This is a genomic window from Pseudoroseomonas cervicalis ATCC 49957, assembly GCF_000164635.1.
GTDB classification, from domain to species: domain Bacteria; phylum Pseudomonadota; class Alphaproteobacteria; order Acetobacterales; family Acetobacteraceae; genus Pseudoroseomonas; species Pseudoroseomonas cervicalis.
The window spans coordinates 1,077,788-1,101,768 of record NZ_GG770777.1 but is presented as its reverse complement, the minus strand read 5'-3'; the positions used below and the strand labels follow the sequence as shown (position 1 = coordinate 1,101,768).

Sequence of the window (23,981 nt, the reverse complement as noted above, 5' to 3'; positions counted from 1 at the left end):
CTGCGCTGCCTCCGGGCTCAGGCCGGGGGCGCCCAGCGCCGCGCGCAGGGCGGGCCGGTCGGCCAGCGCGGCCAGCAAACGGGTCAGTTCGGCATGGCTCATGGCACCTACCCCTCGGCGCCGCCTCATGGCGCCGAGCGAAAGCTAGGGCAGGGCGAGGCCGCCCGTCTCGCGGGTCTTGTCTCTAATTCTGTTGAAGCTGTCTCGGCAGCATTTCCAGCACCGCGGCGGCGGCGGCGGCGCTGGGGGTGCCCTCGGGCGGGCGCAGCATGTCCATCACCCGGGCGAAGCCCTGGCGCTGCGCCTCGGCCGTCCCCGGCTCGGTCAGCAGGCGGTGCAGCCCCTCGGCCAGGCGCTCCGGCGTGCAATCCTGCTGCAGATATTCCGGGATGATGGGCGCATCGGCCAGCAGGTTGACCAGGCTGACATAGCGCACCTGGATCAGCCGGCGGGCGATGGCGGCGGTGACCGGGTTGACCCGGTAGCCCACCACCATCGGCACCCCGGCCAGCGCCACCTCCAGCGAGGAGGTGCCGGATTTGATCAGCCCCGCCCCGCCCTGCCGCGCGGCGGCATAGGCATCGTATTTTTCCGTGACGCCGCGCAGCAGCAGGGGCTGCACCGTCCAGCCGGCGACGCCCTGGCGCACCGCCGCCTCGACCGGGCCGGCCAGCGGCAGCACCGGGCGCAGCCCGGGGAGCCGCGCCGAAAGCCGCTCCAGCGCCGCGCCGAAGATGGGCAGCAGCCTTGCGATCTCGCCGCCGCGGCTGCCCGGCATCACCAGCAGCACGCGCTCCTCGGGGCCGATCCCATGGGTGGCGCGGAAGCGCGCCGCATCGCCGCGCTCGGCCCCCGATTCCAGGATGGAATGGCCGACGAAGCGCACGGGAATGCCGGCCCGCTCGAAGAAGGGCGCCTCGAAGGGCAGCAGCGTCATCAGCCTATCGACCTGGCGGGCGATCTTGCGCACCCGCCCCGGCCGCCAGGCCCAGATCTGCGGCGCCACGTAATGCAGCACCGGGATGCCCATGGCGCGCGCCCGCGCGGCCACCCGCAAGGTGAAGCCGGGGCTGTCGATGGTCACCACCAAAGCCGGGCGACGCGCGGCGATGTCGGCGGTCACCTCGTCCAGCCGGCGCATCACCCGGCGCAGCTTCGGCAGCACCTCCAGGAAACCCATCAGCGCCAGCTCGCCCAGCGGGAACAGGCTGTGGAAACCCTGCTCCGCCATGCGCTCGCCGCCGAGGCCGGCGAAGTCCAGATCGGGCCGCGCCTGGCGCAGCGCGGCGATCAGCCGCCCGCCCAGCGCGTCGCCCGAGGCCTCGCCGGCGACGAGATAGACCAGCGTCACGCGAATGCTGCCGGCAGGGGCCGCGGGAAGCTCTGGCGCGGCCAGTCGCGGTGGTTCAGCACGGCGCCGTCGCGCCGCACGGCCTCGATCCGCGCCGGGTCGAGATCGGCATAGACCCATTGCCCCTGGTCGGCGGTGCCCTCGGCGATCACCCCATCCTCGGGGAAGCCGCGGTCGATCGGGCCGTAGACGGCGGCGGTGCCGCGATTCTGGTCGAGCGCGGCCGACCAGGGCGCGTCGCCCACGGTGGGGGAGACGGCCACGAAGCACTGGTTCTCCAGCGCCCGCGCGGCGGCCGAGAAGCGCACGCGGTTGAAGCCGTGCAGCGTGTCGGTGCAGGTGGGCACCAGCACCAGCCAGGCGCCGGCCTCGACCTGGGCGCGGACATGCTTGGGGAATTCGCTGTCATAGCAGATGGAGACGCCGATCCGCCCCCAGGGCGTGTCGAAGACGCGCGGCCCGGCCCCGGCCGAGACGCCCCAGCGCTCGGTCTCGAAGCGGGTCATGGCGTGCTTGTCCTGGAAGGCCAGGCGGCCCTCCGGCGTGATCAGCGGCGCGCGGTTGCGGATGGCGCCATCCTCGTCGCGCATCGGCAGGCTGCCGGGCAGCAGCCACAGCCCGGCGCGCTGCGCGGCGCCGCGCATCGCCGCCAGGATCTCGGGCGCGGCGGCGACCATGGCGGCGAGCTCCTCCGCCTCGCTGGCCGGCGACAGGCCGGACAGCGCCGAGCCCAGCTCGACACAGGCATATTCCGGCATCACCGCCAATTCGGCGCCGTTGGCGCGGGCCTCGGCCAGCCAGCGATCCAGCTTGGCGGCCCAGGCGGCGATGCTCTCCGGCCGCTCCACCGGATATTGGTGCAAGGCGAGGCGCAGCGTGGTCATGGCAGGGGCGCCCCCTCCAGCGCGCGGATCCAGAAGGTCAGGCGGTGCGGGCTTTCCTCGGTCTGGCCGGGCTCGCGCCAGGTGAATTCGCAGGCGAGGTCGGGATAGGGCGTGTAGCCGCGCTTGCGCCAGAAGTCGTCGAGCGGCGTGTAATCCGCCGGGCGGCGCGGGTCGTGGGCCTCCCGCTGCACGGCGCAGAAGGTGGCGTAGTCGAGGCCCAGGCTGCGCGCATGCGCCTCCCGGTGGTGGAAGAAGGCGACGCCCGCGCCACGGCCGCGCCAGGGGCGGCGCAGCACGCTTTCCCCGAAATAGCAGAAGCGCGCGGGGTCGAGGCCAGCCTCGGTGAAGGCCTGGCGCACCGTGTCATGCGTCTCCGTCATCGGCTCGCAGGTGGCGGCGCCGACCGCCTCCGCGCCGTCGCGGCAGAGGATCACCGCGGCGCCCGGCGCCTCGGCATAGGCGCGCATGTAGCGGGCCTCATAGGCCTCGTCGCCCTCGTAGAGATAGGGCCATTCGCGGAACACCTCGATGCGCAGCCGGGCCAGCGCCGGCAGCCAGGGGTGCAGCGCGTCGCCGCGCAGGGTTTCGAAGGCGAGGGAGGAAACCGACATGGGGGTTGGAAGTAGGACATAATGTCCTTGGGAAAAAGCTTGGGGTCTAGAAAATCCCGGGCGGGCCGGGGCGTTGTGTGCGGATCGCCGCCCAGGCGGCGCAGCGGGAGAGCGAGGCATGGAGCAGCAGCGGAGAAGCCGGATCCGGAGTGGCGTGCTGGGGGCGGGGCTGCTGGCCCTGCTGGCCGGCTGCGCCAGCGGGTCGGGCGACATGGCCAGCCCCCTGGCCGGCAATTGGCGGCTGGACAGCCTGGGCGGGGTCGCGCTGCGCGCCGATGGGCCGCGCGCCGCCTCGGTGGAGTTCGGGCCGCAGGGGCGGCTGATGGGCTCGGGCGGCTGCAACCGCCTGGCCGGCAGCTACAGCCAGTCGGGCAGCAGCCTCACCATCGGCCCGGTGGCATCCACGCGCATGGCCTGCCCGGACCCCGTGGCGACGCAGAACGAGACCGCCTTCCTGGCGGCGCTGCAGGCGGTGGCGAGCTATCGCTACGAGGCCGGGCGGCTGATCCTGCTGGATGCGCGCGGCCAGCCCCTGGCGACGCTGACCGGCCCCTGAGACGGCGGGCGCCGGGGCAAGCCCGGCGCCGGCCTGGCTCAGCCCGTCTTCTCCATGTTCCAGAAGAACTGCACGGGGGAGAGCACCATGCCCCTGAGGCTGTTGCGATAGGCCATGGGCTGCTGCACCAGCCCGCCCGGGGCGTAGGGCACCACCTCGAAGGCGCGGCGCTCGATGCGGGCGGCGATCTCCTTCTGCCGCGCGGCATCGTCGGTGGCGATCCATTCGTCGCGCAGCGCCTCGATCGTCGCATCCTCCGGCCAGCCGAACCAGGCGGCGGCGCCATTGGCGCGGATCAGCGGGTGCAGCGCCGGGTTCAGCACATCGGCGCCCGACCACAGCGTGTGGAAGACCGACCAGCCGCCCTGGTCCGGCGCGCCGCGATTGGCGCGCTTGCCGATGAAGCTCGCCCAGTCGGTCGAGATGAACTCGACATTCATGCCGAGATTCTTCAGCAGCTCCTGCGTCACCAGCGACTGGTTGTAGGCGATGGGCTGGTCGGCCGGGGCCAGCAGCACGACCTTCTCGTTGTTGTAGCCGGCCTCCTTCAGCATCGCCTTGGCGCGCTCCAGATCGGCGCGCATCGCCTCCGCCCCGCCGGCGCCGGTGGACATGGGCGAGCCGGGGGTGAAGAAGGTCTTGGCCTCCTGGTAGTATTCCGCGCTGCCGACGACGGATTGCATGTAGTCGTCCTGGCGCATCGCCATCATCACGGCGCGGCGGATGCCCGGATTGTTGAAGGGCGGCTGCTGGTGGTTGAAGCGCATCAGCAGGATCAGGCCGAGCGGCACGTTCTGGATGGTGATGTCGCGGTTGCGCTTCAGCACCGGCAGCAGGTCGACCGGCGGCTGCTCGTACCAATCGACCTCGCCCTGCAGCAGCGCGCCGGTGGCGGCCGAGGCCTCGGTCAGCGCCAGCCATTCGATGCGGTCGATCTTCGCCACCTTGCCGCCGGCGGCCCAGGAGGGCGCCTCCTCGCGCGGGACGTATTTGTCGAAGCGGGTGTAGATGGCGTTCTGCCCCGGCACCCATTGCCGGCTCTCGAAGCGCCAGGGGCCGGAGCCGATGGCCTCCGAGATGGGCCGCGCCGCATCGGTCTGGGCGATGCGCTCCGGCATGATGAAGGGCACGTTGGAGGAGAGCTTTCCCAGTGCCGCCGGCAGCATGGGAAAGGGTTTTTTCAGATCAATGCGGAAGGTGCGGGCATCGATGGCGGTGTAGCCGGCGGCGAAGCCGGCGAAGGTCTGGCCGAAGGCGTCGCGCTTCGACCAGCGCTGGATCGAGGCGATGCAGTCCGCGGCAGTGACCGGCGCGCCGTCGTGGAAGGCCAGCCCGTCGCGCAGATGGAAGGTCCAGGAGAGGCCATCCGGCGCGGCCTGCCATTCCGAGACCATCTGCGGCCGGATCTGGAAATTGGCGTCGGTGGCAAAGAGGGTGTCGTAGATCAGGTAGCCATGGTTGCGGATGACGTAGCTGGTGGCGACGATCGGGTCGAGGGAGGGCAGCGGCGTCGAGGGGATGAAGCGCAGCGTGGCGCTGCGCCCGCCCTGCGCCCGGGCGAAGGTCGGTGTGGCGAGGGCTGCGGCCCCGGCCAGCAGCTGGCGGCGGTTCAGCTTCATGGCGAGCACTCCTGCGTCGGGGCCTGCTGCCCCCTGATGGCGGGGTCCGGGGGGACCCTGTCCCCCCGGCGGGGGTGCGGGGGCGGCGCCCCCGCGCATCGGGTCAGGCGGCGCGCGCCAGTTCGGGCAGGGCTGGCCGGCTGGCCAGCGCCGCGCGCATCAGGATCTCCACCTCGGCCTGTTCCGCCGGCGTCAGGCCCAGGCGCGGCGGCCGGGTGAGGGCCGAGCCGCGGCCCATGATGTGCTCGCACAGCTTGATGCACTGGACGAGGTCGGGCCGCGCATCGAGATGCAGCAGCGGCATGAACCAGTCATAGAGCGCGCGCGCCTCGGCGTAGCGGCCGGCGCGGGCCAGGCGGAACAGCGCCTCGCCTTCCCCGGGGAAGACGTTGGACATGCCGGAGACCCAGCCTTCGGCGCCCAGCATGACGCTTTCCAGCACGGTGTCGTCGAGGCCGGCGAACATCAGGAAACGCTCGCCCACCAGGTTGCGCAGATCGGTGAAGCGCCGGGAGTCGCCCGAGGATTCCTTGAAGCAGACGATGGTGTCGCAGTCGGCGAGGGACGCCAGGATCTGCGGCGTGACGTCATTCTTGTAGATGGGCGGGTTGTTGTAGACCATCACCGGCAGGTCGGTGGCGGCGGCGACGCCGCGGAAATGCGCCGCCGTTTCCTGCGGCTTGGCCGAATAGACCAGGGCCGGCATCACCATCACCCCGTCGAGGCCGATGCGCGCCGCCTCCCTGGCCATGGCGCTGGCGAAGGGGGTGGTGAATTCGGCGATGCCGGCGATGACCGGCACGCGGCCGCTGGCGGCGTCCTTCGCCGCCTCCATCACCGCCACCTTCTCGGACGCCGAGAGGGAGCAATTCTCCCCCACCGTGCCGCAGACGATCAGGCCGGAGACGCCATCGGCCACCAGGGCGCGGATGACGCGGGCGGTGGCGTCGAGATCGAGGCTGAAATCCTCGCGGAACTGGGTGGTGACGGCGGGGAAGACGCCGGACCAGGCGGGTTTCTGGGCCATGGGGAACTGTCTCTCTGCGACGATTTCGGATACGGTAGATTTTATACATTCGATGAGTCAACAATGCCGCGCTGGAAAACCCGGCCGATCCCGGCGATAGGCCGCATGACACGACGCCCGGCGCTGGCCGCCGGGCCACAGGAGAGCGCATGAGCACCGCCCTGAAGCACCGCACCGTCTCGGCCGCGCTGCTGGAGGAGATCCGCCGTCGCGTGCTGGATGGGCGCTACAAGGCCGGCGCCCAGCTGCGACAGGACATGCTGGCCGAGGAGTTCGGCGTCAGCCGCATCCCCGTGCGCGAGGCGCTGTTCCAGCTGGAGGCGGAGGGGCTGGTGCGGATCTCCCCGCACAAGGGCGCCACGGTGGCCGAGCTGTCGCCCGAGGAGCTGGAGGAAGCCTTCGGCCTGCGCGCGCTGCTGGAGCCGCGGCTGCTGCGCGCCTCCGCCCCGCGCCTGACCGACGAGGACTATGCCGGGCTGGAGCGCATCCTGGAGGATTACGCCCAGGCGATGCGCCTGGGCGACACCGCCCGCTGGGGGGAACTGAACACGGCGCTGCACCTTGGCCTCTATGCGCGGGCCGGGCAGAAGCGCACGGCGGGGCTGGTGGCGGCGCTGCTGCAGGAATGCGACCGCTACACGCGGCTGCAACTGACCACCGAGCCGGAGGGGCTGGCGCGGGCCGATCGCGAGCATCGCGAGCTGGTGCGGCTGTGCCGGGCCGGGCAGGTGGAGGCGGCGGCGGCCCTGCTGGCCCGGCATGTCGCGCAGGTGGGGGAGGCGCTGCTCGGCTTCCTGCGGTTGCGGCAGGCCGGCTGAGCGCGCAGCCGGCGGCTAGCCGGCGTAGATCATCTTGCGAGTCATCCCGCCATCGGAGACGAAATCGGCGCCGGTGACGAAGCCGGCCTCCGGCCCGACCAGCCAGGCGGCCAGGCTGGCGATGTCCTCCACCCGGCCGACGCGGCCGCAAGGGTGCTGGGCGTGGTCCTCGTCGCGCAGCGCCTCGCCCTCGACGTCGATCCAGCCCGGGCTGATGCAATTGGCCCGCACCTCCGGCCCCAGGCTGACCGCCAGCGCGTGGGTCAGGGCGACGATGCCGCCCTTGCTGGCGGAATAGGATTCGGTGTCCGCCTCGGACATGCGGGCGCGGGTCGAGGCGATGGTGACGATGCTGCCGCGCGCCGCCTTCAGCAGCGGGTGCGCGGCGCGGACCAGCAGGAAGGTGCTGGTCAGGTTCGTGTCGATCACCCGGTGCCATTCGGCCAGGGACAGCTCGGCGATCGGCTTGCGGATCATGATGCCGGCGTTGCAGACCAGCGCGTCCAGCCGCCCCTCGCCTTCGGCGATGCCGCGGATCAGCGCGTCCACCGCCGTCTCCTCGGCGATGTCGGCGATGACGTGGCGGCTGCCGGCCTCGCCCGGCTTCAGGTCGGCGGTGACGACGCGCCAGCCTTCCCGGCGCAGCCGCGCGGCGATACCGGCGCCGATGCCGTGTGCCGCGCCGGTGACCAGCGCGACGGGAGAGGGGGAGGGGGTGGCGGTGTCGGACATGTCGGGCAGCGTAACGCGTCCTTGCCGCCACGGTTGCGGCCGTGGTGCCCCCGGCGTGATCAATCGATGGTGACGCCGGCCTCGCGGATCAGCGTCGCCATGCTCTCGCGCTGCTGGCGCAGGAAGGCCGCGAAGGCCGCCGGGTCGCTGCCGATGGCCAGGGCGCCCATCGCCTCCAGCCGCTCGGCCACCATCGGGTCGCGCAGCGCGGCCAGCAGCGCCGCCTGCAACGCCGCCAGGGCCGGGGCGGGCGTGCCGGCGGGGGCGTAGAAGCCGTTCCACTCGTTCAGCTCGTAGCCGGGGAAGCCCTGCTCGGCGATGGTCGGCACCTGCGGCAGGGCCGCCAGGCGCTGCGCCGTGCTGACGCCCAGGGCCCGCACCTGCCCGTCCCGCGCCAGGGCGGCGGAGGAGGAGACGGTGGCGAAGACGAACTCCACCTGTCCCGCCATCAGGTCCTGCAGCGCCTGGCCGCCGCCGCGATAGGGCACATGCACCATGTCGGCCCCGGCGCGGCGCAGCAGCGAGACGGAGGCCAGATGCGCCGCCGTGGCATTGCCCGAGGAGCCATAGGCGAGCTGCCCCGGCCGCGCCTTCGCCGCCGCCAGCAGCGCGGCCAGGTCGCGATGCGGGCTGTTGCGCGGCACGATCAGGATCTGCGGCAGCAGCGTCACCTGGCTGATCGGCGCGAAGGCGGTGGCGTAGTCGAAGGGCAAATTGGGCAGCACCGCCGGGTTCGACACATGCGCCAGCGCGTCCAGCATCACCGTGTGGCCATCGGCGGGCGAGCGCGCCACCTCGGCCGCGCCGATCGAGCCGCCGGCGCCGGGGCGGTTCTCGACGATCACCGGCTGGCCCAGGGCGCGGCTCATCGGCGGGGCCAGCAGCCGCGCGGTGATGTCGGCGCCGCCGCCGGGGGCGTAAGGGGCGATCATGCGCACCGGCCGGCTGGGCGCCCAGCTTCCCTGGGCCAGGGCCGGACGAGTGCCGAGGGCGGCGAGGCCGAGGGCCAGGCCGGGCAGGGCGCGGCGGGTCAGGCGGGACATGGGCATTCCTCCGGAGCGTGTTGGCCGCGAGGCTAGCTTTTTCCTTCAGTCCTGCAAAGGAGTATAAGAGCGCAGGAGGGGTTTCTGCCGCGCCGCTTCTGTGCTTGGCTGGCGGCGATGACGGACACCGCTTTCCTGGACCCGGATCCGCGCCTGCCGCTGCATGCGCGGCTGCGCGACGCGCTGGCGCGCCGGCTGGCGCAGGGCGAATGGCCGCCCGGCACCGCCCTGCCGGCCGAATCCCGCCTGGCGCAGCACTATGGCGTGGCGCTGCAGACCATGCGGCGGGCGCTGAGCCATCTGGAGCAGGAGGGGCTGGTGGAGCGCCGCCAGGGCCGCGGCACCTACAGCCGCCAGGCGCCGGCCGCCGCCAGCCTGCTGCGCTTCTTTCTGTTGGGCCATGCGGGGGGAGGGGCGGGCGAGGGGCCTATCCTGCCCGAGAGCCGCATCCTCTCCGCCGCCGAGGCGCCGCTGCCGGCGGCGGAGGCGGCGCGGCTGGGCCGGGCGGCGGGCAGCCCGTCGCTGCGGCTGGAGCGGCTGCGCTGCTGGGGCGGCGAGGCGCTGCTGGCCGAGACCATCCATCTGCCGCTGCCCGAGGCCACGGCGCTGCGGGACCTGAAGCCGGAGGGCTATGGCGCGCTGCTCTACCCGCTGCTGCAATCGCGCTGCGGGCTGCTGGTGGCGCGGGTGGAGGATGAGATCTCGGTGGGCCAGGCGGATGCGGCGACCGCCCTGGCGCTAGGGCTGAAGCCCGGCGGGCCGGTGATCCTGGCCGAGCGCACCGCCTATGACGCCGCCGGGCGCCCCGTCGAGGCGCGGCTGGCGCGCGGCCGCGCCGACCGCTTCCGCTACCGCGCGGTGACGCTGTGAGCGGCGCGCCCGCGCGCGTGCTGGACGCGCATTTCCATGTCTTCGACCCGGCGCATGCCTTGCCGGGGGATGGCGGCTACCAGCCGCCCGCCTTCGACGCGGCGCAGTATCGCGCGGCGGTGGCGCCGCTCGGCGTGCGGGCGGGGGTGCTGGTGGCGGCCTCCACCCATGGGCTGGACCCGGCGCCGCTGCTGGCGGCGCTGGCGCAGCTCGGGCCCGGCCATGTGGCGGTGGCGGCGGCCGACCCGGCGATGGACGATGCCGCGCTGCGCGCCCTGGCGGCGGGCGGGGTGCGGGGGCTGCGCTTCATCCTGTATCGCGGCGCCGGCATGGCGCTGGATGCGGCGCTGGACCTGGCCGACCGGGCGCATGCGGTGGCCGGGCTGCATGCGCAATTCTATGCCGATGCGGCGCAGCTGGCGCCCGCCCTGCCGCGCCTGACCCGCATGGCGGACCGGCTGGTGATCGACCATCTCGGCATGACCGAGGCCGGCCTGCCGGTGGTGCTGGCGCTGGCCGAGGCCGGGGCGAAGGTGAAGGCGACCGGCTTCGGCCGGGTCGAGCTCGATGTGGTGCCGGCCTTGCGCCGGATCTTTGCCGTGGCGCCGGGGGCGTTGCTCTTCGGCACCGACCTGCCCTCGACCCGGGCGCGGCGGCCGTTCGAGGTAGCCGACATGGCGCTGCTGCGCGACATCGCCGGCGATGCCCCGTTCTGGGAGAATGGCGCGTCGTTCTACGGGGTCGACGGATAGCGGGGTCCGGGGTGGCCTTGCCACCCCGGTTTTCTTTCTGTGGGGGAAGGCGTTGCCTTCCCCGGCCGGCCTCACATCATCGGCGCGTAGCGGGCGACCTCGGTGAAGATGTCGCGCACGGCGTCGGAGAGGGTGCGGTTCAGCTCTTCCAGATTGGCCACCTGGTCGATGCGCGGCTGGGCGCGGTCGAGCTCGGCGGGGGCCAGCAGCAGCGGGAAGAGGCCGGCGGCGCGGGTCAGGCCGATCAGCAGGGAGTCGCGGGGGTCGGGGATCTCGTCGTTGAAGATCACCGCCATCAGGCGGGCCTTCACCTCGCGCTCCTCCTTGTCCGAGATCACCGGGTAGCGGCGCTCGGAGAAGAACCACAGGAAGCGGCCTTCCTCGCGCTTCAGCACGCCGCGCTGCACCAGCCGCTCGAAATAGACGTCGCGGTACTTGTCGGCGTCGCGGGCCAGGGTCTCGATCCACCAGCGGCTGTCATGCGGCTCGGGCTCGGCCATGATCTGCTGCACCACGCCGTCCAGCACCTTGTCGCCGGTGGGCTTGGTGTCGCCGACGAAGAGGCGCTTGGGGTCGGTGTCGATGCGGCCGGCCAGCGCCAGCTCCGCCAGGATGGCGCCGGCCAGCGCGTAGTCGCCGGACGGCGCCGCGCGGTCGATCAGCCGGCCCGTCTCGTCATCGAGCATGAGGAGCAGGATCTCCTCCGGCATGGTCAGCGACATTCTGGGCGCGCTCCGGTCAAAAAAGGTGGTTTCCGGGCTGAAAGGAAGCGCGTGGGGGGGCGCGCGTCAATCGCTGCTTAAGCGCCGGCCGTCTCGGAGCCTGTGCGGGTGGCCTCGACGAAGGCGGCGAGGCCCTCCTCCACCACCGCGCGCGGCAGGTCGCGCAGGATGAAGACGAGGCGGGAGCGGCGCTTTTCGCCCGGCGGCCAGGCCGGCAGCAGGGTCGGGCGGTGCCAGACGCTCTGCACGCCATGGATGGCGACGGGCCGGTCCTGGCCCTCGAGGTCGAGGATACCCTTCACCCGCAGCACCGACTCGCCGCGCGTGGCGGAGAGCATTTCCAGCCAGGTGGCCAGCCCCTCCCAGGGGAGGGGGGTGTCATAGGTCAGGCAGAAGGCGTGGATGCGCGAATCGTGGCGGTTCGGATCATGGGCGTGGGGATGGTGGTGCCCGTGGCCGTGGTGACCGTCGTGATGGTGATGGTCGTGAGGGTGATCGTCGTGGTGCGGATGCGCCTCGGCCGGCGCCAGCTCCGCCAGCCAGCGGGCGACATCCTCGCCGCGCGCGGCCGGGTCGAAGGGGCCGCAGGCGAGCAGGGCGGCGGGGTCGGCCCGGCCATGCGCCACCTCCAGCATCGGCGCCGCCGGGTTCAGCGCGCGCAGCCGGCCGCGCAGCGCCGCGACGGAACCGGGCGCGGCGAGGTCGGTCTTGCTCAGCAGCAGCCGGTCGGCGACGGCCGCCTGGCGCCGCGCCTCGACCTGGCTGTCCAGCGTAGCGAGGCCCACCACGGCATCGACCAGCGTCACCACCCCGTCGAGCACGAAGAGCCGGGCGATGGCGGGCTCGGCCATCAGGGTCTGCAGGATGGGCAGCGGGTCGGCCAGGCCCGTGGTCTCGATCACCACGCGGTTCACTGGCTGGCCGCCGCGCGCGCGCTCGGCCAGGCGCTGCAGCGCGCCGGCCAGGTCGCCGCGGATGGTGCAGCAGAGGCAGCCGGATTGCAGCAGCACCGCCTCCTGCTCCAGGCTCTCCACCAGCAGGTGGTCCAGCCCGATCTCGCCGAACTCGTTGATCAGCACGGCGGCGCCGGCCATCTCGGGCTGCTGCAGCAGGTGGTTCAGCAGCGTCGTCTTGCCGGCGCCGAGGAAGCCGGTCAGCAGCGTGACCGGGATCGGGAAGCGCGGCTCAGCCATGCGCCGCATGCCCGTACAGCACCGCCGGGTCGATCTCGGGCGCGGTGATCGGCACCAGCGCGTCCTCGCGCAGCGCCTGGAAGAAGCAGGAGCGGCGGCCGGTGTGGCAGGCCACGCCCTTCTGGTGCACCAGCGCCAGGAGGGTGTCCCCATCGCAATCCAGCCGCAGATCCACCAGATGCTGTTCCTGGCCCGAGCTCTCGCCCTTGCGCCAGAGCGCGTTGCGGCTGCGGCTGAAATAGACCACACGTCCGGTGGAGAGGGTTTCCTCCAGCGCGGCGCGGTTCATCCAGGCCATCATCAGCACCTCGCCGCTGGCCGCGTCCTGGGCGATGGCGGGCACCAGCCCGTCCTTGTTGAAGCGGGTGGCGGCCAGGAAATGGGCGATGGCCTCGGCGCTGGGGCGGGTCTCGCCGGTGGGCAGGGTCTCGGTCATGGCGGGTCCTCACAGCGTCGGGTTGGGTTACTATATAACGTGGATGCAGCGAGGGGAGAGGGTGGAATGACGGCAGGTCAGGGCAGCGCCGGGCGGATGCCGCAGGCCGAGGCGACCCCCGCCCTGGCGCAGGCGCTGCACGCCGCCGAGGCGCGCTGCCTGCGCGCCGGGGTGCAGCTGACCGAGCTGCGCCGCCAGGTGCTGGCGCTGGTGCTGGAGGCGGAGCAGCCGCTCGGCGCCTATGCGCTGCTGGACAAGCTGAAGGCGCAGCGCCCGGGCGCTGCGCCGCCCACCGTCTACCGCGCCCTCGACTTCCTGCTGGAGCAGGGGCTGATCCACAAGGTGGAGCGGCTGAACGCCTTCATCGGCTGCGTCGAGGCCGGGCACGACCATGACCATGAGCACGCCCATCCGCACCAGTTCCTGATCTGCGGCCAGTGCGGCGCCACCATCGAGCTGAGCGACCATGCGGTGGCGCATGCGCTGGAGGCGGCGGCGCGGAAGGCCGGCTTCCAGATGCGCCATGCGACGGTGGAGGTGGAGGGGCTCTGCGCCGCCTGCGCCGCCACGCCGGCGGGCTGAGCGCCATGGCGGAGGCGGTGGCCAGCGCGCGCCGGCGGCGCAGCGAGATGATCGAGGAGACCCGCGCCCGGCTGATCGCCGCCGGGCGGCGCGCCTTCGCGCTGCATGGCTATGCCGCCGCCTCGATGGACGAGCTGACCGCCGAGGCGGGGCTGACGCGCGGCGCGCTCTACCACCATTTCGGCGACAAGAAGGGGCTGCTGCAGGCGGTGGTCGAGCAGATCGACGCCGAGATGTCGGTGCGGCTGGACGCCGTCGCGGCGCGCGGCGCGACGCCCTGGCAGGGCTTCCTGGACCAGAGCGTGGCCTATATCGAGATGGCGCTGGAGCCCGAGATCCAGCGCATCATGCTGCGCGACGGCCCGGCGGTGCTGGGCGACCCGGCGCAATGGCCGAGCCAGAATGCCTGCCTGGCCGCCACCACCGGCAGCCTGCGGGCGATGATCGAGGATGGCACGCTGCGCCCGGTGGATGCGGAGGCGGCGGCGCGGCTGCTGAACGGCGCGGCGCTGACCGCCGCGCTGTGGATCGCCGCCGCCGAGCAGCCGGAGATCGTGCTGCGCAAGGCGGTCGAGGGTTTTTTGCTGCTGGCCTCCGGGCTGCTGCGGCCGCAGGCGGACAAGGGCGGCGCCTGAAAGGCACCGCCCCGGCAGGGCTCAGCGCGCGCGGCGCTTCTTCGTCTTCAGGCAGAACAGCAGCAGCGAGCGGCCGGTGACGGTGTAGCTCTCGCCCACCTTGAAATCCGGCTCGTCCTCTTCCTCGTCGGGCAGGTTGGTGTCGATCAGCCGGGTCCAGGCAACACCGTCCTGCACCGCCGGCAGGGTGAACTCCACCGCGTCGTGATAGGCGTTCAGGATCAGCAGCAGCGTCGCGTCATGGGCTGCGACGCGGATGTTGCTCTCCTGCGCCCGGCCATCCAGCAGCTTGGCCAGGCAGCGCGTGTTGGGGTCGTCCCAGTCGGCGCCTTCCATCTCCTCGCCCGAGGGCTTGATCCAGGACAGCGCCTTGGCGCCGCTGGCCTCGTGATACTCGCCGGAGAGGAAGCGGCCGCGCCGCAGCACCGGGAAGCGCTGGCGCAGCGCCGCCAGGCGCTGGGTGAAGGCCACCAGCCGCTCGCCGCGCTCGCCATACTCCCAGTCGAACCAGGAGATCTCGTTGTCCTGGCAATAGGCGTTGTTGTTGCCCTGCTGGCTGCGGCCGAACTCGTCGCCGGCCAGCAGCATCGGCGTGCCCTGGCTCAGATACAGCGTCGCCAGCATGTTGCGGATCTGCCGCTCGCGCACCGCGTTGATCTCGGGGTCGTCGGTCGGCCCCTCGACGCCGTAATTGTGCGAGAGGTTGTGCGAGTGGCCGTCGCGGTTCTCCTCGCCATTCGCCTCGTTGTGCTTCTCGTCATAGGTGACGAGGTCGTTCAGCGTGAAGCCGTCATGCGCGGCCAGGAAGTTGATGCTGGCCCAGGGCTTGCGGCCATGGTGGTCGAACAGGTCGGCCGAGCCGGAGAGCCGCTTGCCGAGATCGGCCGCCTTGCCTTCCTCGCCCACCCAGAAGCCGCGCACCGTGTCGCGGTACTTGTCGTTCCACTCCGCCCAGCCGGGGGCGAAATTGCCGACCTGGTAGCCGCCCGGGCCGATGTCCCAGGGCTCGGCGATCAGCTTCACATCGGCCAGCACCGGGTCCTGCATGCAGGCCTTGAGGAAGGCGGACTGGTCGTCGAAGCCATGCGGCTCGCGCGCCAGGATGGTGCCGAGGTCGAAGCGGAAGCCATCGACATGCATCTCGTTGACCCAGTAGCGCAGGCTGTCGGTGACCATCTGCAGCACGCGCGGGTGCGACAGGTTCACCGTGTTCCCGGTGCCGGTGTCGTTGATGTAGTAGCGCTTCTGGTCGGGCAGCAGGCGGTAGTAGCTGGCATTGTCGATGCCCTTGAAGGACAGCGTGGCGCCGCGCTCATTGCCCTCGGCCGTGTGGTTGTAGACCACGTCCATGATGACCTCTAGCCCCGCATCGTGCAGGCGGGCCACCATCTCCTTGAACTCGGCGAAGGCGAAATCCTGGTTGCGGGCGTAGCGCCGCGCCGGGGCGAAGAAGCCCAGGGAGTTGTAGCCCCAGTAGTTCACCAGCCCCTTGTCCAGCAGGTAGTCGTCGTTCAGGAAGAAATGCACCGGCAGCAGCTCGACCGCGGTGACGCCGATCGACTTGATGTGCCGGATCATCTCGCGGCTGGACAGGCCGGAATAGGTGCCCTGGCGGTCGGGCGGGATCAGCGGGTGGCGCTTGGTGACGCCCTTCACATGGGTCTCGTAGATCACCGTGCGCTCCCACGGCGTGCGCGGCCGGCGGTCGTCGCCCCAGGTGAAGGCCGGGTCCACCACCCGGCATTTCGGCATGAAGCGGGCGCTGTCGCGCTCGTCGAAGGACAGATCCTCATCCGCGTGGCCGATGGTGTAGCCGAACAGCGCGTGGTCCCACTGCAAATCGCCCACATGGCTCAGCGCATAGGGATCGAGCAGCAGCTTGTTCGGGTTGAACCGGTGGCCTTCCTCCGGCGCGTAGGGGCCATGCACGCGATAGGCGTAGATGGTGCCCGGCCGCGCATCCGGCAGGAAGCCGTGGAACACCTCATTGGTGTATTCCGGCAGCTCGATCCGCTCCAGCTCGGTCTCGCCGCGATCGTCGAACAGGCACAGCTCGACCTTGGTCGCATTGGCCGAGAACAGGGCGAAATTGACGCCGAGCCCGGTCCAGGTGGCGCCCAGCGGATTGGGTCGGCCCTCGGTGATGCGGGAGCGATGGATGGCAGCGGACACGGGGCACCTCGGGGGCGGGGGATGGGCGGCAGCAGTGAGACGCGCCGCGCCGCGCAAGGTTGCAGCGCACCCGCTCGCCGCGCTGTGTTCCACGCTGCCGGAGTGTTGAAAGCGCGGCGCGGTGCCGCATGGCTAAAGCTCTGCGCGCGGCCCGCGGAGGGGCCGGGAGAGAGGAGAGCGCCGGCGCATGTCCTGGACCAATGGCTATACCCCGACAGGCGGGGTGACGATGATGCTGTCGCCACAGGACCGCAACCAGCTGGTCATGGCGGTGGACCGCGCCAACGCGCTGCGCGGCTCGGCCATCGTGTTCTGCCGCGCCGGCCAGTGCGAGAAGCTGCGCGAGGCGCCGCCCTGGGGCCCGCGCACCGTGGTGGTGTTCGAGGCCACCGGCGCGCCGCCCAACCCGGCGCCGCAATCCGTGCCCCCCGCGCGCAAGAGCAAGCTGGGCTGGGAGCTGTTCCAGCTCGGGCTGAACTGCGGCGGCACGGCGCTGGCGGCCGTCGGCACCATCTTCTTCAGCGCGGCGGCGGCGCCGACCGGTGGCGTGGCGGGGGTGGCGGCGGTGGCCACCGGCGCGGCGACGGCGGCCGGCGCGGTGCAATGCGCCGCCTCCGGCTACCGCGTCTACAACGAGCTGAGCGACCAGGGCGCGACCAACGACAAGCTCGACGCCAGCCCGGCCTACAACAGAACCATGCTGGCGCTCGACGTGGTGGGGCTGGCCGGCGTCGGCGGCGCCAGCCGCAGCACGGCCCGCTTCGTCGGCGCCCTCGGCAAGGCCGGCGCTTCGAGGCGCGCCGTGCTGGCGGGCGACACGCTGTCGCGCCCGATGCGCCGCGCCGTCACCACGAATCTCGGCGGCACCGGACGCCTCACCTCCGCCTCGCTGACGGCGCGGGCGCGGGAGGAACTGCTGTCCAGCATCGGCAGCGGGCTGAACCTGACCAGCAGCGCCACCGGCGGCACGGTCAACGAGATCGTGGTCTATGTCGCCGAGCAGCACTGAGCCGCCGCGCGCCGCATTCGCCGCGGCGGCCGGCTTCGTGCTACAGCGAAGGGCATGAACCCGGACGACCCCCCGCACATGCCGCGCCCCGCAGAAGCGGGGGCGGCGCTCGGCGTCTTCCTCGGCCAGGCGGTGCTGCCGGCGCTCTGCCTGGCCGTCGCCTGGCTGGCGCTCCGCGCCGAGCCGGCGCCGATCGCCGCCATCCTCGCCACGGCGGGCCTTTCGGTCGGCTTCTCGCTGAAGCTGCTCTACCGGCGCGGCGAGCCCTGGCCGCTGCCCACCCTGCCGCTGCTGGCGCTCTGCGCCATCCTGGCAAGGCTCGCGCTTGGCCAGCCCGGCGGCGGGGAACAGCTCTTCCTGACGGTGCTGCTGGCGCTGTCACTGGGCAGCGCCGCGCTGGCACGCTCGGCGGCGCTGCGCCGCTTCCTACAACGGTAGAACAGGCTTGAGGGGGCCTTGCCCCCTCAAACTCCCCCAGCAGGGGACAGGGTCCCCTGCACCCGCCTCCGGTTCAGCGCGGCAGGGTGTCGAGGCCAGCCTCCAGGTCGGCGATCAGGTCCGCCGCATCCTCCAGCCCGACATGGAAGCGCACCGTCGGCCCCTGAAGCGTGCCGGCATCCGTCGCGGTGCGGGAGATGTAGTTGGTGGTGGGCAGCGCCAGGCTCTCATAGCCGCCCCAGGAGGCGCCGATGCCGAACAGCTTCAGCCCATCCACCACCGCGTCGATCTGCTGCGTGCTGTAGCGCGGCTGGAACACCACGCCGAACAGCGAGGCACCGCCGGTGAAGTCGCGCTTGAACAGCGCGTGCTGCGGGTGGCTCGGCAAAGCGGGGTGGATGACGCGCAGCACCTCGGGCCGGCTCTCGAACCAGCGGGCGACGGCGAGGCCGGCCTCGTACTGGTGCTTCAGCCGCATCGGCATGGTGCGCAACCCGCGCAGCGCCAGCCAGCAATCATCCGGGCTGGCATAGTGGCCGACCTCGCGCGCCGCGCTGGCGATGATGCGCCAATCCTCCTCGGTCGCCACCGTCACGCTGCCCAGCAGCACGTCGGAATGGCCGCCGACATACTTGGTCAGCGCCTGGATCGAGACGTCGACACCCTTGGTGAAGGGCTGGAAATGGTGGATGCCCCAGGTGTTGTCCATCAGCACCTTGGCGCCATGCGCATGCGCCACCTCGGCCAGCGCCGGCACGTCCTGCAGCTCGAAGGTGTGGCTGCCCGGGCTCTCCAGATAGACGACCTTGGTGTTGGGGCGCATCAGCGCGGCGAGGCCGGCGGCGTCGATCGTCGGGTCGTAATAGCCGGTCTCGATGCCGAAGCGCTTCAGCATGCCGTCCGCGATGCGCCGCGTCGGGCCATAGACGCTGTCCGGGATCAGGCAGTGGTCGCCGGCCGAGAGATAGGCCATCAGCGGCAGGGTGCAGGCGGCGAGGCCCGTGCCGGTGATCAGCGCGCGGTGGCCGCCCTCGATCTCGGCGACCATGTTCTCCAGCGCGAAATGCGTGGGGCCGCCCGCGGTGCCATAGGTCATCACCTGCTCGAGCGAGCGGGCATTGATGCTGCCGCGCGCCTCGCAGGAGGGGTAGAGCACCGTCGAGCCGCGATAGACCGGCGTGTTGACGAAGCCATGCTCGCGCACGCCGGGGCGGCCGCCATGCGACATGCGCGTGGCGAAGCCATGCCCGGAATTGTGGCCCGAGCTCTGGCTGGGCTTGCGGCCGGGGGGGAGATGGTCGGGCATCAGGGCGTGCTCTGCTTCGGGGTTTCGGGCCGCGCGGCCCATTCGGTCCAGGAGCCGTCATAGACGGCGGGCTCCGGCAGCCCCGCCTGCACCAGGCCGAGCGCCAGGACGCAGGCGGTGACGCCGGTGCCGCAGCTGGTGACCAGCGGCCGCGTGCCGTCGACGCCGGCGGCGGCGAAGATCGCGCGCAGGCGGTCGGGCGGCAGCATGGTCTGGTCGGGCGCCAGCAGCTCGTTCACCGGCACGTTGCAGGCGCCGGGCATATGGCCGGAGGGCAGGCCCGGCCGCGGCTCCGGCGCCGTGCCGTCGAAACGGCCGCGGGCGCGGGCATCGAGGATCAGCGCCGAACCATCGGCGACGATGCGCTTCATGTCGCCGATGCCGGCCAGGCGGCGGGCCACGAAATCGGCCCAGAAATCCTGCGGCGTGGCGGGGGCGGGGGCGCCGCCCTCGGTCGCATGGCCCTCCGCCTGCCATTTCGGCAGGCCGCCATCCAGCACCGCCGCCCGCTCATGCCCGAAGAGCCGCATCAGCCACCAGCCGCGCGCCGCCGAGAACAGGCCCTTCTGGTCGTAGAACACCACGCGGTGGTTGTTGGAGATGCCGAGCTGCCCGAGCAGCCGCGAGGCCCGCCCCGGGGTCGGCGCCATATGCGGCAGGTTGGTCTCGGGGTCGGCCACCTCGTCGATGTCGAAGAAGCGCGCGCCCGGGATATGCGCCGCGGCAAATTCGGCCCTGGCGTCGCGGGGTTCGTTCGGTAGGTATTTGGTGGTGTCGAACACCAGCAGGTCCGGCTGGCCGAGCTGTTCCGCCAGCCAGCGCGCGGAGACGAGATTGTCCATGCTGCCTCAGCCCTCCAGCGTCAGGTAGACGCGCCGGTTCTGCCGGCCCTTGTTCTCGAGCTTGGTCACCGTGATGGCGCCGATCTCCCCGGTCTGGCGCACATGCGTGCCGCCGCAGGGCTGCAGGTCGACCGGCGCCTCCTCGGCGCCGATGCGCACCAGCCGCACCTGGCCGCCGCCGCGCGGCGGCTGCACCGAGAGGGTGCGCACCAGCGAGGGGTTGGCGTCCAGCTCCGCATCGCTGATCCAGCGCTCGGTCACCGCATGATCGGCGGCGGCGAGCGCGGTCAGCCGCTCGGACAGCCATTCCTTGGTCGGCGGCTCGGCCAGGTCGAAATCCAGCCGCGACTTCTCCACGCCGATCTGCCCGCCGGTGACGCCGGCGCCGGGGATCAGGCTGCACAGCAAATGCAGGCTGGTGTGCATGCGCATCAGCCGGTGCCGCCGTGCCCAGTCCAGCCGGGCGGTGACGCGGGCGCCGACGGACGGCAGCGCGGCCTCGGGGGCAGGCACATGCAGCACCGCGCCGGCCTCGCCCTTCACCGCATTGGCGACCGGCATCGCGCCGCCCTCCCAGGCCAAGACGCCGGTGTCGCCGGGCTGGCCGCCGGCCTGGGCGTAGAAGGGGGTGCGGTCCAGCACGACCCCTTCCGGCCCGGCGGAGAGAACGGTCGCCTCCGCCTCCTGCAGATAGGCGTCGGCGCGGTACAGCAACTCGGTCATCGGGTGGTCCACTCTTCCTCCAGCCGCGTCGCGTTCAGCTGCAGCCACATCAGGGCCATCGCCGCGGTCACGTTGCGGATCTCGTTGCGCGCCACCATCGCATAGGCAGCGTCGGCGTCCAGCACCAGCACGCGCGTCTCCTCGCCCTCCGCCTCCAGCCCGCGGGTGCCGATCAGGCCGGGCTCGGGCAGGCGGGTGCGGCCGCAGAAGAAATGCATGCGCTCGTCGCAGCCGCCCTGCATCAGCAGGAAGGCGCCGATCGGCGCCACGCGGTCGGGGGTGAAGCCGGTCTCCTCCTCCACCTCGCGGCGGGCGGCGGCCTCGGGATCCTCGCCGGCCTCCAGCAGCCCGGCGGGGCATTCGGTCATCATCGGCGCCTCGCCGGCGGCCAGGGCCGGCAGGCGGAACTGCTCGATCAGCGCGACGCGCCGCGTCCAGGGATCATAGGGCAGCATCACCACCCCCTGGCCGCGCCGCCACAGCTCCCAGGTCAGCGTGTTGCTCGGGCTGCCATCGCTGCGGCGGTAGCGGAAGCGCACGATCTGCAAGGCGAAGCGGCCGGACCAGACGACCTCGTCCCGCTCCGGCAGGTAGAGCGGGTGTGGCGGCACCTCCGGCGCCTTGGGCGGCCGCGCCGCGGCGTCAGGCGGGGATCCGGTGGCGCGGGGTGGGCTGGCCTTCATGCGGGGGTGCGCCTAACCTGTCACGAAACACATCAGCGATCATGAGCCGGTCCACGCCCCTCGTCCATGCCCCCGCCCCGGCGGCCGCGCTCCGCGCCGCGCGCGGCCGCGCCATCCTCTGCGTGCTCGCCGCCGCCGCCACCTTCGCGCTCGCCGCCGTCGCGGTGAAGCTGCTGGGCGGCGAGGTGCCGGTGATGCAGGTGATCCTGTTCCGCAACCTCTTCGCCATCCCGCCGCTGCTGGCGCTGGCGCTGTGGACCGCGCCGCGCGGCCAGCGCCGCCACGTGCTCGCCACCCGCAACCCGTGGAGCCACGCGCAGCGCACCGTCTATGGCCTGATGGGCATGTTCGGCAGCTTCTATGGCTACATGCACCTGCCGCTGGCGACGGTGACGGCGCTCGGCTTCACCATGCCGCTGTTCCTCACTGCGCTCTCCATCCCGCTGCTGGGCGAGAAGGTGGGCTGGCGGCGGGCCAGCGCGGTGGGGGTGGGCTTCCTGGGCGTGCTGCTGCTGCTGCGCCCGGGCCTGGGCGGCGAGGCGCTGCACCAGGGCGCGCTGCTGGCCGTGCTGGCCGGCGCGGTGGGCTGGGCCATGGCCATGATCACCATCCGCCGCATGGGCGAGCAGGGCGAGAGCGGCGCCGCCATCGTGCTGTGGTTCGCCATCGGCGGCGCGCTGGTGGGCGGGCTGGCCGCCATCCCCGGCTGGGTCTGGCCGACGCCCACGCAATGGGCGCTGCTGGCGGCGGTCGGGCTGGTCTCGGCCCTGGCGCAGCTCTTCATGACGGCGGCCTATCGCAGCGGCGAGACGACGCTGATCGCGCCCTTCGAGTATTCCGGCATCCTCTGGACCATGAGCTTCGGCGTGCTGATCTGGGGCGAAATGCCGCAGGGCTGGGATTTCGCCGGCATCGCCGTGCTGGTCGCCTCCGGCCTCTACATCTGGCACCGCGAGGTCCGCCTCGGCCTGAAGCGTTGATTTTTTTTCGGGCTGCCGCCGTCTGGTGGTGAGGCGGGGCACGGCATGGGGCCGGCGGGGCGGTGTGGAGCGCGGCGCCGGATAGCGCGCCCGTGTCGCCTCTGCCGCTCCTTGGGCCGGAGAGAAGCCTGCCAGTGCAGCACCTCCCGTCCCGGCCCTGACCGGCAGCTGACAAATTAACGGATTTGGGTGAGGAAGGTGCCGACGGCCTGTTGCAGCTGGCCGGTCTGGCGGCCAAGCGCGCCGGCCGCGCCGGTCAGCTGGCCGGCGACCTGCTGGGTCTCGTCGGCGCCGCTGGTCAGGCCGGCGGCGAGGGCGCTGACCTGGCGGTTGCTCTCCGCCGCCTGCTGCACATGGGCGGCGATCTGCCGCGTGGTCTGGCCCTGCTGCTCCACCGCGCCGGCGATGGCGCTGGCCACATGGCTCACCTGGTCGATGCTGCGGGTGATCGCCTCGATCGCCCGCACCGCCTCCTGCGTCGCCGCCTGCACCTGGCCGATCTGGGCGCCGATCTCCTCGGTGGCGCGGGCGGTCTGGCTGGCCAGCGTCTTCACCTCCGAGGCGACGACGGCGAAACCCTTGCCGGCCTCGCCGGCGCGCGCCGCCTCGATCGTGGCGTTCAGCGCCAGGAGATTGGTCTGCCCGGCGATGCTGCTGATCAGCCCGACCACGTCGTCGATGCGGCGGGCGCCCTCGGCCAGGGCCTGCACCACGCCATCGGTGCGGCGGGCCTCGGCCACCGCCTGACCGGTCAGCTCGGCCGAGTCCGCCACCTGCCGGCGGATCTCGGCCACCGAGGCGGAAAGCTGCTCGGTGGCGGCGGCCACGTCCTGCACCGTGCCATTGGCGCCCTCGGCCAGCCCGGCCAGGCTGCGGCAGGAGGCGGTCATCCGCCCGGCGGTGCCGGACATCGCCTGCACCGCCTGGTCCAGCGCGGTGGCGGAACTGCCGACGGCGGCGACGACGCCGCTCACCTGGCTCTCGAAGCGGCCGGCGAGCGTCTCCAGCGTGGCGCGCTTGCTGGCGGTCTCGGCGGCGGCGTAGCTCTCCAGCAGCACCTCGAGGTCGAGCCAGGCGACCTTCACCAGCGCCTCGCGCAGCCGCGCGGCCTGGCGGCGGGCGGCGCCGCGGCGCAGCCAGCCCCACGCGCCGGCCGGCGCCAGCGCCTCGGCCAGCAGATCGGCCACGGCGCGCGCCACGGTGGCGTGGCAGATCGCCACCGCGTAGCCGGGCACGCCATGGCGGTAGAAGGCATCGGCCAGGGCGCGGGCCGATTCGGCGAAGCCTTCCCCCAGCTCGCCGCTGGCCAGCCGGGTCCAGTGCGCCAGCCGCACCCGGTGCACCTCCGGCCGCGCCAGGGCGGACTGGATCTCCGGCCAGGGGGCGAAGCGGTCATGCAGCGATTCCAGCAGCGCGGGCAGGCGCTGGCGCAGCAGCGGCGCCTGGGCGCGCAGCAGGGCGAGCTCGGCGTCGCCGAGCTGGAAGGCCGCCAGCAGGGCGTGGCGGGCCTGGGGGGTATCCATGGGTGTCGGGGTCCGTCAGGGCAGGGCAGGGAAGGCCGGGTCTTCCAGCCGGAGCCAAACGCCAGGCCCCACTGGAGGTTGCGCGGGGTCGGCCCGGTTCGCCTTTTAACGATCTTCGCGGATTTTGGGAGAAAAATTCACAAAGGAACCGGTTCCCATTTTTTGGCAAACCACAGCCGGTCATGCCCGGCCGGGCGGCCCGGCAGCCGGCCGATCTCCGCATAGCCCTGGGCGCGGTAGAACTCCGGCGCCTGGAAGCTGCTGGTGTAGAGATGCGCGCCCACGGCGCCGAGGGCGCGGGCCCGCGCCTCCGCCGCCGCCAGCATGCGGCGGCCGATGCCCTGGCCGCGCAGCGCCTCGTCCACCCAGAACTTGTCGATGAACAGCCAGTCCAGCGTGACATCGCCGATCAGCCCGGCGCGGATGCGCCCCTCGGCATCGCGCCAGACCAGGGAGACGGGCGGGCCGCCGGCG

General features: G+C 72.3%; 26 protein-coding genes. 9 read left to right on the top strand and 17 right to left on the bottom strand.

What is annotated here, in order from left to right; translation table 11 throughout:
• Positions 1–184: 184 nt before the first annotated feature.
• The 3 genes from lpxB to HMPREF0731_RS04770 are packed head-to-tail and all read right to left on the bottom strand — an operon-like array spanning position 185 to position 2,846.
• The gene (gene lpxB, locus HMPREF0731_RS04780) at positions 185–1,351 is read right to left on the bottom strand and encodes a lipid-A-disaccharide synthase (RefSeq protein WP_007002900.1); all 1,167 of its coding nucleotides are present in this window, start codon (positions 1,349–1,351) and stop codon (positions 185–187) included.
• Positions 1,348–2,235 carry a carbon-nitrogen hydrolase family protein gene (locus tag HMPREF0731_RS04775; protein WP_007002899.1) on the bottom strand — a complete coding sequence of 296 codons (888 nt, stop codon included), beginning with the start codon at positions 2,233–2,235 and terminating at the stop codon, positions 1,348–1,350. Before HMPREF0731_RS04775 ends, lpxB begins: the two co-directional genes overlap by 4 nt.
• On the bottom strand, positions 2,232–2,846 hold the full coding sequence (locus HMPREF0731_RS04770) for a GNAT family N-acetyltransferase (RefSeq protein ID WP_007002898.1): 615 nt from the start codon (positions 2,844–2,846) through the stop codon (positions 2,232–2,234). Before HMPREF0731_RS04770 ends, HMPREF0731_RS04775 begins: the two co-directional genes overlap by 4 nt.
• Positions 2,847–2,964: 118 nt before the next feature.
• Here HMPREF0731_RS04770 and HMPREF0731_RS04765 point away from each other — a divergent pair, with 118 nt between their 5' ends.
• Positions 2,965–3,402, top strand: a complete 438-nt coding sequence (locus tag HMPREF0731_RS04765) for an META domain-containing protein (protein WP_040611914.1) — start codon at positions 2,965–2,967, stop codon at positions 3,400–3,402.
• 38 nt (positions 3,403–3,440) lie between these two features.
• Here the strand turns inward: HMPREF0731_RS04765 and HMPREF0731_RS04760 are convergent, their stop codons facing one another.
• Complete coding sequence (locus tag HMPREF0731_RS04760) at positions 3,441–5,021, bottom strand: ABC transporter substrate-binding protein (protein WP_007002896.1); 1,581 nt, start codon at positions 5,019–5,021, stop codon at positions 3,441–3,443.
• Positions 5,022–5,124: 103 nt separating this feature from the next.
• Positions 5,125–6,048 (bottom strand): dihydrodipicolinate synthase family protein, encoded by a 924-nt coding sequence (locus HMPREF0731_RS04755; RefSeq protein ID WP_007002895.1) that lies wholly within the window; start codon positions 6,046–6,048, stop codon positions 5,125–5,127.
• Between the two features lie 149 nt (positions 6,049–6,197).
• On the opposite strand from HMPREF0731_RS04755, the gene HMPREF0731_RS04750 reads away from it, so the two are divergent.
• Positions 6,198–6,866, top strand: a complete 669-nt coding sequence (locus tag HMPREF0731_RS04750) for a GntR family transcriptional regulator (protein ID WP_007002894.1) — start codon at positions 6,198–6,200, stop codon at positions 6,864–6,866.
• Between the two features lie 15 nt (positions 6,867–6,881).
• Here the strand turns inward: HMPREF0731_RS04750 and HMPREF0731_RS04745 are convergent, their stop codons facing one another.
• A complete protein-coding gene (locus HMPREF0731_RS04745) occupies positions 6,882–7,598 on the bottom strand; it encodes an SDR family oxidoreductase (RefSeq protein WP_007002893.1) in 717 nt (238 codons plus the stop codon).
• A 59-nt stretch (positions 7,599–7,657) separates the two neighbouring features.
• Positions 7,658–8,641 carry a Bug family tripartite tricarboxylate transporter substrate binding protein gene (locus HMPREF0731_RS04740; RefSeq protein WP_157135926.1) on the bottom strand — a complete coding sequence of 328 codons (984 nt, stop codon included), beginning with the start codon at positions 8,639–8,641 and terminating at the stop codon, positions 7,658–7,660.
• Positions 8,642–8,758: 117 nt separating this feature from the next.
• Here HMPREF0731_RS04740 and HMPREF0731_RS04735 point away from each other — a divergent pair, with 117 nt between their 5' ends.
• On the top strand, positions 8,759–9,511 hold the full coding sequence (locus tag HMPREF0731_RS04735) for a GntR family transcriptional regulator (RefSeq protein ID WP_007002891.1): 753 nt from the start codon (positions 8,759–8,761) through the stop codon (positions 9,509–9,511).
• Positions 9,508–10,263: an amidohydrolase family protein gene (locus tag HMPREF0731_RS04730; protein WP_007002890.1), complete on the top strand. Its 756-nt coding sequence runs from the start codon at positions 9,508–9,510 to the stop codon at positions 10,261–10,263. Before HMPREF0731_RS04735 ends, HMPREF0731_RS04730 begins: the two co-directional genes overlap by 4 nt.
• A gap of 71 nt (positions 10,264–10,334) precedes the next feature.
• Here the strand turns inward: HMPREF0731_RS04730 and HMPREF0731_RS04725 are convergent, their stop codons facing one another.
• The 3 genes from HMPREF0731_RS04725 to hisI form a co-directional block, all read right to left on the bottom strand.
• Complete coding sequence (locus tag HMPREF0731_RS04725) at positions 10,335–10,985, bottom strand: GOLPH3/VPS74 family protein (protein ID WP_040611913.1); 651 nt, start codon at positions 10,983–10,985, stop codon at positions 10,335–10,337.
• Positions 10,986–11,062: 77 nt separating this feature from the next.
• A complete protein-coding gene (locus tag HMPREF0731_RS04720) occupies positions 11,063–12,178 on the bottom strand; it encodes a CobW family GTP-binding protein (RefSeq protein ID WP_040612310.1) in 1,116 nt (371 codons plus the stop codon).
• Positions 12,171–12,614: a phosphoribosyl-AMP cyclohydrolase gene (gene hisI / locus HMPREF0731_RS04715; RefSeq protein WP_007002888.1), complete on the bottom strand. Its 444-nt coding sequence runs from the start codon at positions 12,612–12,614 to the stop codon at positions 12,171–12,173. Before hisI ends, HMPREF0731_RS04720 begins: the two co-directional genes overlap by 8 nt.
• A gap of 66 nt (positions 12,615–12,680) precedes the next feature.
• Between hisI and HMPREF0731_RS04710 the strand changes: the two genes are divergently transcribed.
• Both HMPREF0731_RS04710 and HMPREF0731_RS04705 read left to right on the top strand, forming a co-directional pair.
• A complete protein-coding gene (locus HMPREF0731_RS04710) occupies positions 12,681–13,196 on the top strand; it encodes a Fur family transcriptional regulator (protein ID WP_007002887.1) in 516 nt (171 codons plus the stop codon).
• Positions 13,197–13,201: 5 nt separating this feature from the next.
• On the top strand, positions 13,202–13,831 hold the full coding sequence (locus HMPREF0731_RS04705; protein ID WP_007002886.1) for a TetR/AcrR family transcriptional regulator: 630 nt from the start codon (positions 13,202–13,204) through the stop codon (positions 13,829–13,831).
• Between the two features lie 21 nt (positions 13,832–13,852).
• Here the strand turns inward: HMPREF0731_RS04705 and glgX are convergent, their stop codons facing one another.
• Positions 13,853–16,003 carry a glycogen debranching protein GlgX gene (gene glgX, locus HMPREF0731_RS04700; protein ID WP_007002885.1) on the bottom strand — a complete coding sequence of 717 codons (2,151 nt, stop codon included), beginning with the start codon at positions 16,001–16,003 and terminating at the stop codon, positions 13,853–13,855.
• Positions 16,004–16,190: 187 nt separating this feature from the next.
• Here glgX and HMPREF0731_RS23045 point away from each other — a divergent pair, with 187 nt between their 5' ends.
• Together HMPREF0731_RS23045 and HMPREF0731_RS04690 are read left to right on the top strand one after the other, a co-directional pair.
• The gene (locus HMPREF0731_RS23045; RefSeq protein ID WP_051014658.1) at positions 16,191–17,012 is read left to right on the top strand and encodes a hypothetical protein; all 822 of its coding nucleotides are present in this window, start codon (positions 16,191–16,193) and stop codon (positions 17,010–17,012) included.
• Between the two features lie 78 nt (positions 17,013–17,090).
• A complete protein-coding gene (locus HMPREF0731_RS04690) occupies positions 17,091–17,450 on the top strand; it encodes a hypothetical protein (RefSeq protein WP_040611912.1) in 360 nt (119 codons plus the stop codon).
• Positions 17,451–17,523: 73 nt separating this feature from the next.
• Here the strand turns inward: HMPREF0731_RS04690 and metC are convergent, their stop codons facing one another.
• The 4 genes from metC to HMPREF0731_RS04670 are packed head-to-tail and all read right to left on the bottom strand — an operon-like array spanning position 17,524 to position 20,932.
• Positions 17,524–18,756 carry a cystathionine beta-lyase gene (gene metC, locus HMPREF0731_RS04685; RefSeq protein ID WP_157135925.1) on the bottom strand — a complete coding sequence of 411 codons (1,233 nt, stop codon included), beginning with the start codon at positions 18,754–18,756 and terminating at the stop codon, positions 17,524–17,526.
• Positions 18,756–19,598: a sulfurtransferase gene (locus HMPREF0731_RS04680; protein WP_007002882.1), complete on the bottom strand. Its 843-nt coding sequence runs from the start codon at positions 19,596–19,598 to the stop codon at positions 18,756–18,758. The genes metC and HMPREF0731_RS04680 overlap by 1 nt, the downstream gene beginning before the upstream one ends.
• 6 nt (positions 19,599–19,604) lie before the next feature.
• A complete protein-coding gene (locus HMPREF0731_RS04675) occupies positions 19,605–20,321 on the bottom strand; it encodes an alanyl-tRNA editing protein (RefSeq protein WP_007002881.1) in 717 nt (238 codons plus the stop codon).
• Positions 20,318–20,932, bottom strand: coding sequence for an NUDIX domain-containing protein (locus HMPREF0731_RS04670; protein ID WP_245538244.1), 615 nt, complete (start codon positions 20,930–20,932; stop codon positions 20,318–20,320). Before HMPREF0731_RS04670 ends, HMPREF0731_RS04675 begins: the two co-directional genes overlap by 4 nt.
• Positions 20,933–21,045: 113 nt before the next feature.
• Between HMPREF0731_RS04670 and HMPREF0731_RS04665 the strand changes: the two genes are divergently transcribed.
• Positions 21,046–21,984, top strand: a complete 939-nt coding sequence (locus HMPREF0731_RS04665; RefSeq protein ID WP_007002879.1) for a DMT family transporter — start codon at positions 21,046–21,048, stop codon at positions 21,982–21,984.
• A gap of 176 nt (positions 21,985–22,160) precedes the next feature.
• On the opposite strand, the gene HMPREF0731_RS04660 is transcribed toward HMPREF0731_RS04665, so the two are convergent.
• A complete protein-coding gene (locus HMPREF0731_RS04660; protein ID WP_007002878.1) occupies positions 22,161–23,507 on the bottom strand; it encodes a globin-coupled sensor protein in 1,347 nt (448 codons plus the stop codon).
• A 137-nt stretch (positions 23,508–23,644) separates the two neighbouring features.
• A partial coding sequence (locus HMPREF0731_RS04655) for a GNAT family N-acetyltransferase (RefSeq protein WP_007002877.1) occupies positions 23,645–23,981 on the bottom strand: 337 nt, incomplete at its 5' end.